General features: G+C 58.7%; 12 protein-coding genes. 1 reads left to right on the top strand and 11 read right to left on the bottom strand.

The window, feature by feature from the left end:
* Window positions 1-40 precede the first annotated feature (40 nt).
* The 11 genes from CLV89_RS15790 to CLV89_RS15840 form a co-directional block, all read right to left on the bottom strand.
* A complete protein-coding gene (locus CLV89_RS15790) occupies window positions 41-1,111 on the bottom strand; it encodes a hypothetical protein (RefSeq protein WP_106164634.1) in 1,071 nt (356 codons plus the stop codon).
* Window positions 1,108-3,765 carry a type VI secretion system ATPase TssH gene (gene tssH / locus CLV89_RS15795; RefSeq protein WP_106164635.1) on the bottom strand — a complete coding sequence of 886 codons (2,658 nt, stop codon included), beginning with the start codon at window positions 3,763-3,765 and terminating at the stop codon, window positions 1,108-1,110. The genes CLV89_RS15790 and tssH overlap by 4 nt, the downstream gene beginning before the upstream one ends.
* Window positions 3,766-3,792: 27 nt before the next feature.
* Window positions 3,793-4,890, bottom strand: coding sequence for a type VI secretion system baseplate subunit TssG (tssG, locus tag CLV89_RS15800; RefSeq protein WP_106164636.1), 1,098 nt, complete (start codon window positions 4,888-4,890; stop codon window positions 3,793-3,795).
* Entirely contained in the window at window positions 4,887-6,812 is a 1,926-nt protein-coding gene (gene tssF, locus CLV89_RS15805; RefSeq protein WP_106164637.1) for a type VI secretion system baseplate subunit TssF, read from the bottom strand. Before tssF ends, tssG begins: the two co-directional genes overlap by 4 nt.
* Entirely contained in the window at window positions 6,809-7,456 is a 648-nt protein-coding gene (gene tssE, locus CLV89_RS15810; protein ID WP_133166734.1) for a type VI secretion system baseplate subunit TssE, read from the bottom strand. Before tssE ends, tssF begins: the two co-directional genes overlap by 4 nt.
* 65 nt (window positions 7,457-7,521) lie before the next feature.
* Window positions 7,522-8,019: an Hcp family type VI secretion system effector gene (locus CLV89_RS15815; RefSeq protein WP_106164639.1), complete on the bottom strand. Its 498-nt coding sequence runs from the start codon at window positions 8,017-8,019 to the stop codon at window positions 7,522-7,524.
* Between the two features lie 56 nt (window positions 8,020-8,075).
* On the bottom strand, window positions 8,076-9,569 hold the full coding sequence (gene tssC / locus CLV89_RS15820; protein WP_106164640.1) for a type VI secretion system contractile sheath large subunit: 1,494 nt from the start codon (window positions 9,567-9,569) through the stop codon (window positions 8,076-8,078).
* Window positions 9,570-9,584: 15 nt separating this feature from the next.
* The gene (gene tssB / locus CLV89_RS15825) at window positions 9,585-10,109 is read right to left on the bottom strand and encodes a type VI secretion system contractile sheath small subunit (RefSeq protein ID WP_106164641.1); all 525 of its coding nucleotides are present in this window, start codon (window positions 10,107-10,109) and stop codon (window positions 9,585-9,587) included.
* Between the two features lie 118 nt (window positions 10,110-10,227).
* Window positions 10,228-11,574: a type VI secretion system protein TssA gene (locus CLV89_RS15830; protein WP_106164642.1), complete on the bottom strand. Its 1,347-nt coding sequence runs from the start codon at window positions 11,572-11,574 to the stop codon at window positions 10,228-10,230.
* Between the two features lie 18 nt (window positions 11,575-11,592).
* Entirely contained in the window at window positions 11,593-12,927 is a 1,335-nt protein-coding gene (gene tagH, locus CLV89_RS15835; RefSeq protein WP_106164643.1) for a type VI secretion system-associated FHA domain protein TagH, read from the bottom strand.
* A gap of 44 nt (window positions 12,928-12,971) precedes the next feature.
* The gene (locus CLV89_RS15840) at window positions 12,972-13,595 is read right to left on the bottom strand and encodes a DUF6931 family protein (RefSeq protein WP_243395038.1); all 624 of its coding nucleotides are present in this window, start codon (window positions 13,593-13,595) and stop codon (window positions 12,972-12,974) included.
* Window positions 13,596-13,824: 229 nt separating this feature from the next.
* Between CLV89_RS15840 and CLV89_RS22660 the strand changes: the two genes are divergently transcribed.
* Entirely contained in the window at window positions 13,825-14,397 is a 573-nt protein-coding gene (locus tag CLV89_RS22660) for an invasion associated locus B family protein (protein ID WP_243395045.1), read from the top strand.
* Window positions 14,398-14,492: the final 95 nt, after the last annotated feature.

Raw genomic sequence — 14,492 nt, forward strand, 5'->3', positions numbered from 1 at the left:
TTCAACACCTATCCATCCTAGATCTTCAGCTGCGCGCCTTTCAGATCCGGCTCAACACGTGCCGCATGATATAGGCCTCGGCTTCGTCACGCGGGCTGCGCAGGGCACCGACGGGACTGTCATTTGCCATCCCGCGGCCCGCCATCCTCACCCCACCGGCAGCCATGGCGTTTGCACGTTGCGACGCGGGAGAGACTTTCAGGCTTTCCCCTACAAGCTTGCCGCCCATTTGCGAGATCAACGGCCAGGCGCGGTTTGACATCTGCTGCCCGTGACTATCGACGATGCGGATCGCACCGCGCAACCGTTGCCCCATCCAGCGTGTATTGGCCGCTGCGACATTGCCGATCCCGAACCCCATCAGCTGATTGGTCAATGCCGCGCCAAAGGCTTTGTCGAGATCGGCATCATTCACATAGACCCCTTCAAACGTCTCAGCTCCGGTGTCGATGGCAAGGCTCATTGCGGTTGTGACGGTGGTGCTTGCGCCAGCAGCGCCGGCCGCGAGCGAGATCTGTTTGGTGCCAAGGGGCAGCATGAACAGGGCGCCTTTGACGGCGGCTTTGCTGACCGACCCGGTGTCCTGATAGGTCGCTGTCGCCTGAAGCCCGACGCCGGTCCCCGAAGCCACGGCGAGCGTCAGGCCGCCGGTCGAAACCGTGGCAATGACACCCAGCGTCAAGATGGATCCATCACGCACGCCCTTGGTGATCTTGATCGCGGTTTCCGCATGGTCGATTGCAGCCTGATTGATATCCTGTGCGCGGCGATAGACCGATTGGTTGGCCGTCGTCAGCCGATTGACATCACGACGCAGGCCAAAAAGATAGGACTGCGCGTCATCGGCAGCACCGAGCATCAGCGTGGCAAAACGCCGGCCTGTGACGGCTTCGACCTCAGCTTTGCGTTGCAACATCCGGTTCACGTCGGTGTCGACCTGCGCCAGCTCGTTTGCCAGATATAGCTTTTGTATCAGGCTCTCGCGCGTGGTCACCACGCGGGTTGTCTCGTTCATCGCCTTGAGACGGGCGTAGTGACCGATCAGCCGCAGCGCGGCGCCCTCATCATAACTCCAACGTTGCCCGGAATCGTCTGTAAATTGCTTTCTCATTGTTCGGCCTCGTCAAACCAATAGGTGAAATTACGTTCCTCGACCCCGATGCGTACGCGTGAAAACTGGTCGCCTGCGACCATGCGTGCGAGGATCTCTCGTGAAAGGCGGGGTAGAATTGTGTTGGTGATAATATTGTCGATCATGCGCCCCCCGGAATCCGGATCGTGACACTGCGAGAAAATATGATCGATCACCGCCTCATCATAGGTCAGCCCCGCATCATGGGCCGACGCGATACGTGTGGCCACCGCACCAAGTTTCAGCTTTGCAATGCCACCGAGCACATCCGCGGCCAGCGGCAGGTAGGGGATGGTCACGATCCGTCCCAGAAGAGCGGGCGGGAAGACGTCAAGCTGGAACGGCCGCAGCGCATGCGTCACCTCGTCAAGATCCGGCATCTGCCTGCCCTGATCCGCCATATCCATAATGACGTCGGTGCCGACGTTTGATGTCATCAGGATGAGCGTGTTGCGGAAATTGATCTCACGCCCGTTGCCGTCCTCCATGACGCCCTTGTCAAACACTTGGAAAAACAGCTCGTGCACATCAGGGTGTGCCTTTTCGATCTCGTCCAGCAGTACGACCGAATAGGGCTTGCGCCGCACAGCCTCGGTCAGCCGGCCGCCCTCGCCGTAGCCCACGTATCCCGGGGGGGCGCCCTTCAGCAGGCTGACCGTATGGGCTTCCTGAAACTCAGACATGTTGATGGTGATCATATTCTGAGCACCGCCATAGAGCACCTCTGCGAGCGCAAGCGCGGTCTCGGTCTTGCCCACGCCAGAGGGACCGGCGAGCATAAAGACACCCAGCGGTTTGTCGGGGTTCGCCAGCCCGGCCCGCGCGGTCTCGATCCGTCGTGCGATCGCCGAAAGCGCATGATCCTGACCGATGACCCGCTCTGAAAGAGCCTCCGACAGACCCAGCACCGCCTCGAGCTGATCCCGCACCATACGACCGGTCGGAATGCCCGTCCAATCGGACACCACCTGCGCCACCGTCTGCGCATCAACATGCGCAAACACCATGCGGTTTTCCGTTTCGCCGTTTTCAAGCGTAGCCAGCTTGGTGAGCATGGCCTCGCGCATCTCGTCGCGCGAGATTTCATCGTCTTCTTCCGCGTTGTCCGAGGCAAGTGATGCGCGCAAGTCTATGATCTGATCGACCAGCCCTTTTTGAACCTCATATTCACTTTGCAACGCGACGCGTTCGGCCTCGGCGGCCTCCTGCTCCGCCGTGGCTTCCTGGATGCGTGCATCCGCGTCTTCGCCGAGATCGCCCGAGGCCACTTTGGCGGCAATCTCGGTCGTCAGGGCGGCGATCTTCGCTTCAAGATTGGCAATGCGCGCCGGGAGAGAGGATTGCGATACCGCCACCCGCGCGCAGGCCGTATCCAGAAGCGACACCGCCTTGTCAGGCAGCTGGCGCGACGGGATGTAGCGTTGAGACAGCTCGACCGCCGCGACAAGTGCCTCGTCGGAGATACGCACAGTGTGATGGCTTTGCATCGGCCCAAGGATCCCGCGCAACATGGTGCAACAGGTCGCAACATCAGGCTCCTCGACGCTGACCGGCTGGAAACGCCGCGTCAACGCGGGATCTTTTTCGAAGTACTGACGATATTCGGACCAGGTGGTTGCAGCGATCGTACGCAATGTGCCCCGCGCCAAGGCAGGTTTCAGCAGATTTGCGGCGTCGCCCGTCCCGGCCTGACCGCCCGCACCGATGAGCGTATGGGCCTCATCAATGAAGAGAATGATCGGGTCCGGGGAGGATTGAACCTCGTCAATCACCGATTTGAGGCGCTGTTCGAACTCACCCTTCATCGACGCCCCAGCCTGCATCGCTTGGATATCAAGCATATAGAGCACGGTTCCCTCAAGCGCGGGCGGCACGTCTCCCGCCGCAAGCGCCTGCGCAAACCCTTCCACCACAGCGGTTTTGCCAACCCCTGCCTCGCCGGTCAGGATCGGGTTGTTCTGACGCCGCCGCAAAAGCGTATCAATGATCTGGCGGATTTCCTCATCCCGACCGACAACCGGGTCGAGCCGCCCGGACTTTGCCTCTGCGGTCAGATCCTGAGCGAAACGGCCAAGCGCGGTTTGACCTGTTGCGCCGGGGGCCGTGCTGTCGCGCGCCGCACCAAGCCCTGCGCCATCCATCGGGCGCATATCGTCCTCATCAGACCCGGCCCAGAGGGTACGGGCATCCTGTGCAAGCTGATCGGCGCTGATTTTTCCGAAAACCGCCGAAAGGGCGCATAGTTGCCGGCGCAACCCCGCGTCCGACACCAAGGCCGTCAACACATGGCCAGTGCGGATCTGCGCTTCGCCATAAAACAGCGTTGCATAGGTCCAGGCGTGATTAAGCGCATCGGCAAGATATTCCGAAATCCCGGGAATGGTGGTGACATTGCGATCCATCCCACTCACGACCTGATCGAGATCCTTGAGAACGCGCCCGCGATCAAGATCAAGCGCTGTCAGAGTAAGCGAGACATCACTTTTCTGCTCCGACAGCAGCGCAAACAACCAATGCGCCAAATCTACATGGCGATGGCCTTCGGAACGGGCATGACGCATGCCTTGCAAGAACGCCTCATAGCCAAGGCGATTCATCTTTCCGGCGTAGGACTCAATTGTGATCTCGGTCATAAAAAGGCTTTCGGTTAATCGTCGTATTCAGTGTGGGCGCGGTGTTTGCATCATGTCGTCGTCGTCATCGGATAAAAGCGCGAAGCGGCAGCCCCGCACCATCTGCCCCCGCTTCTCCGCATCGGGGGCGATACAGGCCATCCAACCAAGCTGCGTTGTCTCGCCCAGCACGGCGGGTGCCAGCTTTGGCTCTGGCAACCAAAGCGCCACATCGACTTCAAATGTCCGGCCAAGATACCAAAGACAGAGATCCGACAGCTCCTGGTGGCCCTCCGCCCCTGGCAAGGAACGATGATACTGTTCCATGTCCGGCAGATGCAGGTGAATGCAGATCTTCGACGTGATCGTACGCACTTGCGCGCCCAGATGAATATCCGCTCCCAAGCGAGAACAGCCCAATCCCATCCGAGTTTGCGCGCCGTCCTCCAGGCGTAGCCAGGTCGGCACCATTTCCTCGATTTGAACGCCAATACCTGCGCCGAAGCAAAGCTCCAGCATCTGCCGCAGTTTGACCGGGCTCTTGACCCGCCCCGCCGACAGCGGCGCCAGCCACGCCCTGGTGAGCGCAGGCACGTCGCTAGTCTTGGCCCCCTCCGGGGTGCCGGTGCCGCTAAAGGCCTGCAACCAGATGCTAAATCGGTCATCCCTATGGTCAAACTGCGTTATCGGGCGCGCATTCGACCAGACGCGAAAGAACAGCTCTTGAAAGCGCGCTGCAAAAATATCGGCAAAGGCGGTGAAACTGTCATCTCCACTCTCAAACCACCGGGCGACCTCTTCAGTCCAACTGAGCGGTAGCGCCCCAAATGCCCCGAAGAACCCCATAAACTGCGCGCGCACCGAGGGGATCGACCCCGCGCCTCTGGTTTTCCGCAGGCCCACCCGCGCCAGATCTTGCAGCGGAAAGGAGAGGAACGGATCCTGCCCAAGCCGCACCAGTGATTGCGCGAGCCGGGCATTCCGTCCGATGCGCGGGCTCCCGTCTGGCGCCTCACGTTCAATGCGGCGCAAAAGCGCAAGAAACCCATGCCCTTGCGCCGCTGCGGCTTCCCGCTCGCGGATGTCAGACCAGCCCGGCTCTGCAGAGGCCTTCGGGGGTGAGCGATCAGCCGTCTCGACAGTCATAACAGGGGTCCCTGCCCCGTTCGTGCCGGCCAGGTCTTGATATGGCCGCGCTGGCGGGTTTCGATCACCACCTGCGTAAAGCTGTTTACGGCCGCATATTCGGACAGGAACCGATCTAGGACCGCGCCGATGACGATCACGCCTGAGCTTTCATAGTCCTCCTCGTTAAACGTCAACGTCACTTCCAGCCCGCGCGCCGCGTGAAAGCCATCTGCCATCTCGATCGTGCGGGTGATCGGACGGCTTCGGACGCCAATCAGCCCCCCAACGGCTGCGCGGGCCATAGAATCGCTGTGATCCGCAAACAACGACAACATCTCGCGCAGCGCACCGGCGGAGTTGTCGCCGCCGCGTCCTTCAAGCCCGAGCTGATTGAGCGACAGATAAGAGATCAATCTCCAATAGGCGTGCCCCTCCTGTCCACGCGGGCCAACGGCGGCCGTGTCTTGACCCATCGGATAGCGAGGGGGCGTCGGAGCCACCCGCACCGCAAAGCCAATACCCTGATCGTCGTTGAGGTAGAAATCATTCCTGTCTTCGGAAAGCGGCAGCTGTTCTGGCAAGTGGCGATTTGAGGCCAGCGTACGGAGGTGCAGCCGCTGGATCTCTTCCCCTCCGGGCGGCTCGTACAGCGAAAGATAGGTCTCCGTTCCGCGATATTGCGAGCGCGGCACGCCGTACCGGCGTTCGCGCGCACTCAAGCGCCGTAGCCGATGTCGTGCCGTGTAAAAATAGCTCTGGCGCGGATCCGGGCCATCCTTGGCAAGCGCATAGAGTGGACGGACTTCAGCCCGAGTCTGAAGCGAGGAAAAATGCGCCTGCACGTCCAAAATATCATGGATTTCATAGTGGGTGACTGGTGTCGAATTGGGCATCACCACGAACTCGGAATGCTTGTGATCGACACGCACGGTCGCGGCGCTTTCCTCAAACAGATTGATCGCAGGCACGCAGCGCAAGGCCATGTGGTCCGGTCCCAGACGCGTTGCGAGGGTCTCGTCCGCTTGCGCGAACTCAAACACAACCTGGAACTCCGAGCCGGGCATCGCCTTGATGTAGCGTTGCAGCCCTTCAAGCCGTACCGCCAGGAACTTGCGCGGAAAAATGAAAAACTCCCGCAGCAACGCGTAACCGTCAAACAGCCGCGTATGATTGGGCAAGAGCCGCTCGTCCCTGTCAAACCCGCCTTGTGTCAGTGCTGACGGGGGCAGATGAACAAAAACGGGGTCCCCTTGCGGCGACAACCAACGCAAGGAAATGCGAGTGGTGCCCGCAATGAGTTGTTCATAGAGCGCGGTCGCCTCTGCCATTGGCCCGGTCAGATGGATATCCAGCCGGTCCAGAGCGAGGTCACGGATGCGCGCGCCATCCATCTTGCCCGACGGGCCGACGCGCGCAAAATCCACCGCCAGCCCTGCGCGCGCGCCCGGTGCCACATCCTGACCAAGCGCCCCCAAAGGTCCCGGCGCGGCAAAATATTGCAGTCCCGTCAACTCAAGCGGCCAAATCGTAAGCGGACCGGCAAGCGAAAAGCGGCAAGAAATCCTCTTGTCTGCATCCCGAAAGCGCGCGTCCATATAGGCCCCGCGCGGGATCGCCAAACCGTCGACAATTGCGTCGGTATCATCTGGTATCTCCGCCTGCGCGAGCATGACCGACGGAATAGGTGCCAGGGCCTGCGGCAGGAGTTGATCAATCAACGCCTCGGTAAAGGTCGAGAATTCCTCATCAATTTTGAGCTGGACGCGCGCCGCCATAAAGGCGGTGCCCTCCAGAAGGCCGGCGACTGCAGGATCGAGATTGTCGGCCAAAAGCCCGCCCAGACGGTCGGCGAGCCCGGGGTAGTCCGCCGCGAATTCCGCCGTGCGCTCTCTAAGCAAAGCAAGCTCGCGATTGTAGCTATCGCGGAAGGCGCGTTTCATGCGTTCACCCTCAGCGTTGACATGCGCATCTTGCCCGCACCGAAATCAACCTCAGCGTCGAAATCAACGGGGACATCAACCGGATCTCCGGCGATCTCGGCCTCAACTGCGATCTTGATGCGACGATGGCTGTCAGCCTCAGCCTCCAGCACACTGACATGCAGTGTTTCCGGGACGATGCGCGGTTCGTGGCGCAGCAGGCTTTTTTGGATAGAGGAGATGAGATCTTGTCGTTGGAGCTGCGTCAACGAAACGCTTGAAAGATCACGAAACCCGTAGTTGACGACAGATCCCGCCACATGTGGCGCGTCCGAGAGATCACACACCGCATCAAGGCGGATCGTGTTCAAAAGCGCATCGAGATCAATGGCAAGATGAGCACGGAGCTGGTCGGCGGTCACGCCTTCGCGGCGCGGGCGCGAACGCCTCGTAATCGCCACTTCGTCGTTTGGATCGGAAAAGTTGCGGCGCCGCGCATCGTGTTCTTCGAACGAAGAGCGAAAGACCTGGAATATCGACACCTTCGCACGGTCATGGGCGTTAGCGTGCTGAAGCTCGGATGCGCCATTTGCCGGGGTCCTGGTCGCCATCATTCTCTTCTGGTCAATATGCTGAATTGGGGACGCGCACATCGACGCGACCACATCATGTGAATACCGAAGCCGGGAACCGGCTTCGGTAAAATTTCATTCTGGAAAAAAGACCGAGGTCACGCAGACCATTCGATGTTTTCAGCGATTTCCCAGCCAGCGGAGCTTTCGGGACCGGCGCCACCATCTTCTTCCTGCAGCGTGTACGTCACTTGGAACGCGCGGAAATTCAGGGTCAGGGTTTCCTGAACACGGTCGAGACCGTCTTTCATGCCGCCCGTGGTATAGCTGGAGATCATGACGTCTTTGATGTCGATTTTCAGGTAATCGACAGGTGCAACGCCACCCGATTTACGGACCACAAGCTGACCGCCGGTGATGTGCTCACCTGAGCAGCAGCGCTTGACGAGGTCGTGCGTGGCCGCATCAACATACTTGGTGATGGTGATGTCTTGAACATCTACCTTACCGCCGCCACCACCATGGCCCTGATGGGTCGTGCCGGATTGGCTCAGCCCCCAGTTCCAGGAAAGGACATCAATCCAATCTTTGTGTTTATCATCATGGGATTCACCCCGGATGTTGTTTTCAAGTTTCAAAAAGCAATCAATTGCCATCGCGCGGTCTCCTGATTTTCAGCGCTTTAATACTCCTCCTGCTTTACGCAAGGAGGTTACTTACCAGTCGGCAAACGGGACACCAGTGACATACCAATATCCACACCTTCCAACTGGAAATGAGGTTGAAGGTAGAACTTACCCTGATAATATCCAGGGTTGAGCTCGTCTTCAACAATCTCAACTCTAGCGGCAGCCAAAGGTTTGCGGGCTTTTTCCATTTCACTCGCGCTTTCGGCGTTCCCGGCAACGTATTTGTTGATCCAGGTTTGCAACTGCTTTTGCAGCTGTTGCCGATCCGGGCTTTGCCCAATCTTGTCGCGAACCATTACTTTCAAATAATGACTGAAGCGCGACACCGCAAAGATGTAGGGAATGCGCGACGAAAGATTATCCGACTGCGTCGCCTGATCATCGACGTATTTCTTTGGCCGATAGAGCGATTGAGCCCCGATAAATGCCGCTTTATCCGTATGTTGACGATGAATGAGCCCCATAAGCCCGGCCTTTGACAACTCCCCTTCGCGGCGGTCGGTAACCGACACCTCGGTGGGGCACTTCATGTCTTTCATCCCGTCTCCGGTATCAAAGAGATGGGTTGGCAGGTTGGCCACTTCGCCGCCGGACGTGACACCACGAATGCGCACCGTCCAGCCATGCTCCTTGAAGGCGCGGTTGACGTTGGTTGCCATCGCGTGGGCCGCGTTCATCCATGCATATTTCTGGCCATCATGGCCGTCGGTCTCTTCAACGAAGTTGAATTCTTCGACAACCGAATTGGAATTCGGGCCATAAGGTTCACGGGCCAAAACGCGCGGCGCCACCAAACCAACAAAACGAGAGGTCTCACTGTCACGCAGGCTATTCCACTGCGCATATTCCGGCGTTTCGAAAATTTCCGACAGATCTGGCGGAATTGAGATTTCATTCCAGTTGTCCAGACCCAGAAGTTCCGGAGATGTGCCCGAAATGAAAGGCGCCAGAGCCGCTTCGGATATTTTCCCCATCCCCTTAAGCAGATTCACATCAGGTGAGGAATGGTCAAAATAGTAATCGCCAATCAGAACGCCAAATGGCTTTCCGCCCAGAGTACCGAGATTTTGCTCGTAGACGATATTAAACAGGGGTGACTTGTCCCATTTCGCACCGGAATAGCGACGCATCATCGCCTGCAATTCGGATTTCGAAATGTTGAGAACTTTCACCTGAAGCGATGCGTCGGTTTCGGAATTATTGACGGTATGCGCCAATCCGCGCCAGCTCGCCTCAAGTTTCTGAAACTCGTCAGCATGCATGATTTCATTGACCTGATCGCTGAGCTTTTCATCAAGCTTTGCAATCATCGCATCAAGCGTATCAATTACGTCTTCAGAGACAAGATCCTGAGAAATGAGAGCTTCACGCGCGAGCGCCCCCACGGCGCTGTCCACCTCTTTGGCGGCAACATCGCTGCGTGGTTTGATTGTCTGCTTCAGGATATCGGAAAATTCAGATAATTCATCGAGCCCCGCCGGAGCTTGATCTGTCTGAGTTTGCGCTTGATCATTCATGGGTTCAATCGCCTCTTACTCTTCATCGCTATTTTCAGATACACGCTCAGCGCGATCTGCCAGAGCAGCAAGCAGCTCTGGATCCTCAAGCAGGCGTTTAATATGTTCTTGCGCTTTGGGCTTGGTGCTCATGTAGCGCTGCAAGTTCGCCAGCTGCTCGCGCGCCTCCAAAAGCTTGCGCAACGCAGGCACTTGGCGGGCAATCGCAGCCGGTTCGAGATCATCCATAGACCGAAGTTGAAGATCGACCCCAATTCGCGCATCGGAACTGTCGTCGAGCTTGTTTGCAACCATAAAGGTCGTGCCAGGTTGAACCGAGGCCATATACTTGTCAAGTGTTGCGCTCGTGACATCACTGAACGTCCGGTCCTCGACTTCCGGTTTCTCAACACCCGGATTATTGCCTGAGAGATCAGACATCACACCAGCGACAAAAGGCAACTCGACCATTTTCTCGCTGTCATATGGATCTTCATATTGGATCTGCACGCGTGGCGGGCGATTTCGCTTGATGAACCCGGATCCCGAATCTGATGCCATGGAAAATCAACTCCTGATAAATCTTCATTCGCCTATAGAAGCAACGCTTTCACACGGGATATGTCAATTCATGACCGCGCACGCGAGGGGAACATTCAGTGAAATTTCCCGAATTTTTTCATGGGGCGCTCTTGTCGGCGTCGCCCAAGAGGTCCGTCAATATGGATTCGAACTCCTGGTCGACATAACGCCTTGCCCGCGAAAGCAAAAGCGGCACCGGGCTGGATTTCTCGGCATGGCGAAAATACGCCTCTACACCCAAAAGCACATCGGCGGCTTCTTGCCCACTTGGAATGGGTGAAACTTTAGGTGAGCGGGATCGTGAGTCCCGTGTTGGATCAGTCGGCTGCGTGGTGCTGAGAGTTTCCAGCCGATTGTAGTCAATGACGAAGCCGCTGGCGGGTCCAAAATCGATCTTTGCCTCTGCTGCGCGGCCCGGCAGAAGCGTTGTGATCGCCTCAACCAGAGTTTTTCCGATCAAGAGTCGGGCCTGAGTAACAAGCAACAGCGCTGCCGAAGACGGCTCCTCGCGCCGGTAGTAATGCTCTACTTGCTCCAACAATGCGCGCGCGTGGTCATGGCTTTCCACCTTGGGGGCATTTACGGCAGCAGGCATCATGGGCGCGCCCGCTTCCGATGGCGCTGTCGCCGAGGGGTCTGCCGCGCCTCCAGCTGCCCCGCCGCCCTGTGGGGCGTCCTTGACAAGATCGGGCCTCGCCTTCTTCACGGCGGCGATCATTTCAGTCAGCACATCGTTCAGGGGATCAAGCTTTGGGGTCTGCCCCCCAGTGCTGCGCTGCGACGCGACATGGATACGTTCAAGCGCCGCCTGAATGCGGCCAATCGCCTCGAGTACGAATGAAATCCGCGCCCCGTTGGCAGGATCACGCAAAAGCCCGTAGAGCGTGTCCGCCTCCAGATCCTGCTCCTTTTGAAGCGGCTTTAGGTGCCCCTCGGCAACCTTGATCCGGCGCAGGCTGACATCTCCCGAAGCGCTCAGCGGCAAAAAGGTCAGCGGTTGCAACAAGGCCATCTGCGAAGCCAAGTCATTGATCGCCTCGCGCCGCTCGCGTGCGGCACTTTCAATTTGGGGATGCAAATCCGGTCCAAAAACTTCCAGACACCCAGCAATCATTTCGAATGTATCGGCCAGATCACCGATCTCGCCGGCGAGCGCCTGCCATTTTGCGCGCAGCACCAGAAGGCGGAGATCCCTCGACCGCGACAGAAGCGAATCGATCTGAGTGATCTCGGCCTGGAGATTCACATCTGCGACGGGGTCAAATACCTTGTCAGGCTGTTGTTCGCTGCCCGGAAGTTCCGTGCCGGGCGTAAAATAACGCTCGGGCAAACGCCCTTCGGCATCAAAGTAATATTCGCCGTAGGTGTCGTCCCAACTTGCATCGAGATCGGGGCCGCAGGGGGCATCCGCGCTGATTGGGATCAGAATATCATCAACTATCATCGTACCGTCTTGTCCTAATCAGGTTGCGCTGTTCTCATCATCGCCATGTGCCTGCTGATAGGCCCGTGCAAAGGCCTCCAGAAAGACGCTGAGCATTCCGTTGTCGCCACGGGCCACGCGGGCGTCCCAAAGGGCGACATAGGCCTCCCAGGCGCGGCCGCGTTTGGATCCGGGCATCAGTTTTCCGGTCGGCAGTTGCTCTTCGATCTCCTCGGGCGATAGCCCTTCCAGCACCGCCGCGAGCGCAGGCTGGAGCGCGGCAAAGATCGCCTGCTGATGCTGCTGGATATCCCGCAGCGCGGCTTCGAAGCCATCTGCCCCAGTCTGGAAGCCGTCTCGGGGCTTCAGATACATTGCCTCCAACGCAGAGCTGGTATCCTGCATGAATTTCAAGGGGTTGTTCCCATCGGCGTTTCGCATCGTGCGCTCACCCGCGCGCGTGAACTGTTTCATATGCGAGCGTTCGCGCAAGATCGCCATGACCAAGTCAGCATTGACCCGGCTGCTTTCCCCCAGCATCCGTGCGAGTGCCACAGGATCCACATCCGACACATTTTCAGGGTCAAGCCCCGCCCCCTCGCAAAAGGCGCGCAAGACCGCCACCCCCTGCCCGTCCTCCGCCTCCCGCGCAGGCGGCGCTTCTGGGGCAAAGGGGCGCGGCTCGGCAGGCATCGCGCTGCTGGTCGCAACGGGCTGTCCGGTGTCGCCTCCCCCTCCTGGAATGGGCAGAGGCGGTATCGCGTTGGCGCCAGCAGGCAACTGATCCTGCGGTGCCGCCTCAGGCGTCAGGCTTGGCCAGTCCACTGGCGCAGGCGCGGGCACATCCGTCACGAATTGTGGCGGGAGCGGCGCAGGCGCGGGATCTGGCATCGCGACAAAGCCATCCAAAGGTGGGGCGACACTCGATTGATATGCTGGCGGGCTCGCATTTGGTACGGCAGGCGCCACCCCGCCAAGCGCAGAAAATCCCCAAGGGTCATCCTCTTCGTCTTCGACAGGAATTGGACTGGGTTGTGCGCCAGCGGATGGAGCGTTGTGCGCCGCGTCCTCAACAACAATCACATAGGGGCCAACCAGAATTCGCTCTCCCGGCTGCAACGGGTGCGGCGCGGACAAACGATGCGGAACACCCTGTAGATAGGTCCCGTTCGTTGACATGTCGATCAACCAATAGCGCCCCTGGTCAGGACGCACCGTGAAATGATGGCCTGAAATATGCAGCGCCGGATCCGGCAGCATCCAATCCATCGTGCTGCGCCGCCCCACGGTGAACTCGCGCCCATCAAGCAACAGCGAGATCGGCCCGCCATTTTCCAGGCGATCCGTGTTTTCGATGCGCAACATCAGATGCATGAGTTAATTCGCTTCATCCCAGTCATTAAAAGACAGCCCGCCATTCATTCCGGCACGAAGAGGCGTGCAGCCAGATCAATTGTCCGCGCAAGCAACATGGGGCGCGCATTCAGATCATGGATCGCAAGCGCCGACAGAACCGCTGTATTGAGCGCTTGCGGCATACGATGCGGGGCAACCGGGGCCGGGTCGTTTGGGGCGATCGGCCCTCCGGACCATCCCACCGCAAGCCCCAGGTAGACAGCTGGGCCACGTACCGGCGCGTACAACGCCGCTTGCATGGCGCGATAGCGGTTGGCGTTGTCAGGCGAGCGGATCCAGTCAGCCGAAAGACCAAGCATGGCGCGCGTTGTTGCATCAGCATCTACGAGCGTCAACCGCAGCACTTCATAGGCCCACCAGATTGCAACCTGGGGGACGGCAGCAAAGGCCGCGAAGGCAACGGCATCTTCAGGCGTCGTAGACCCGCGCAACCGGTGTAGAAAGGCCAGCCCTGATTCCTCATCGAGAGGACGAAGCCGGGTCAGCCGCGCCAAATACAGATCGTTCTGATACAACTCTGACGGGCTTTCATACCGCAGGCGCCGAACGGGCGGGCGGGTCTTTTCCGACAGCTGCCCTGGCTCCATCCGAATGTCCTCCATGGCAAAATTACTTTTGGCACGCATGCCTCAATCCACGATCAGAAATAGAAGCTGGCTCAAGGGGACGCAAGAGGCGCTGCGTTCCTGCGTAAGAGCGCGCCGCGGGAAAAAAGCTTTGCCAATCGGCGTTGTGGCGGGGTCTTGCGCAGTCAACACCTGCAAAATATGTGTTCTCGGGGCTGCATCCAATTCAATTTTAGGATGCAGAGCTGCCCACAACTTTGTAAGTGAAGTCAGAGGTCCTTCCGTGCAAATGGAGGAGGCCAATTCATATAGACCGACAGGATTCGCCATGAATATTTTACATAAAACACTTCCCAGTCTGGCGCTTGTGATGGCGTTGGCAGCTCCTGCGGCCGCGCAGGACGTCGCGGCATCGGACACCAGCAACGATGGCCCGGATATGACGACTTCGGTCTATCGGGATTGGACATTGCGCTGCCAAAAAGCGGAGACGGGTCCGGCGCCCCTTTGCGAAATCACGCAGTCGCTTCAGCAGCAGGAAAACAAACAATTTATCGCACGCCTCGTCGTGGGAACCCCTCAGGAAACCGATGAAACCCACTTGCTCGCTCAGCTTCCTGCTGGTGTCTGGTTGCAAGCGGCCCCGAAACTGCGCCTCGAAGGCGGGTTGGACATTGATTTGACCTATACGCGATGCCAACAGGTTTGCGCGGCAACCACATCCCTGAGCGAAGCTGAACTTGACGCGTTGCGTGCATCGACCTCCCCTGCGACGCTTGTCTTCCGCATTCAGGCCGAGCAGGATCTGGAATTCCCGATTTCGCTGCAGGGTTTTGATCAGGCGCTTGCCGCGACGCATTGACCACAGCGAAAAAACACGTTCCCGCCGAAGGCCAGAGCACCGGCTGGTGCTTTTTTCGGCGGGGACGGAAACCTGGATGTGACACCTGACATTCA

Source organism: Tritonibacter scottomollicae (assembly GCF_003003215.1).
Lineage (GTDB): Bacteria > Pseudomonadota > Alphaproteobacteria > Rhodobacterales > Rhodobacteraceae > Epibacterium > Epibacterium scottomollicae.

Excerpts from the sequence above, each read along its gene's own strand:
- tssF (WP_106164637.1), bottom strand. The coding sequence starts at position 6,812 with ATGAAACGCGCCTTCCGCGATAGCTACAATCGCGAGCTTGCTTTGCTT.
- CLV89_RS15815 (WP_106164639.1), bottom strand. The coding sequence starts at position 8,019 with ATGGCAATTGATTGCTTTTTGAAACTTGAAAACAACATCCGGGGTGAA.
- tssB (WP_106164641.1), bottom strand. The coding sequence starts at position 10,109 with ATGGCATCAGATTCGGGATCCGGGTTCATCAAGCGAAATCGCCCGCCA.
- tssG (WP_106164636.1), bottom strand. The coding sequence starts at position 4,890 with ATGACTGTCGAGACGGCTGATCGCTCACCCCCGAAGGCCTCTGCAGAG.
- CLV89_RS15840 (WP_243395038.1), bottom strand. The coding sequence starts at position 13,595 with ATGCGTGCCAAAAGTAATTTTGCCATGGAGGACATTCGGATGGAGCCA.
- tssH (WP_106164635.1), bottom strand. The coding sequence starts at position 3,765 with ATGACCGAGATCACAATTGAGTCCTACGCCGGAAAGATGAATCGCCTT.
- CLV89_RS15790 (WP_106164634.1), bottom strand. The coding sequence starts at position 1,111 with ATGAGAAAGCAATTTACAGACGATTCCGGGCAACGTTGGAGTTATGAT.
- CLV89_RS15830 (WP_106164642.1), bottom strand. The coding sequence starts at position 11,574 with ATGATAGTTGATGATATTCTGATCCCAATCAGCGCGGATGCCCCCTGC.
- tagH (WP_106164643.1), bottom strand. The coding sequence starts at position 12,927 with ATGCATCTGATGTTGCGCATCGAAAACACGGATCGCCTGGAAAATGGC.
- tssC (WP_106164640.1), bottom strand. The coding sequence starts at position 9,569 with ATGAATGATCAAGCGCAAACTCAGACAGATCAAGCTCCGGCGGGGCTC.
- CLV89_RS22660 (WP_243395045.1), top strand. The coding sequence starts at position 13,825 with ATGGAGGAGGCCAATTCATATAGACCGACAGGATTCGCCATGAATATT.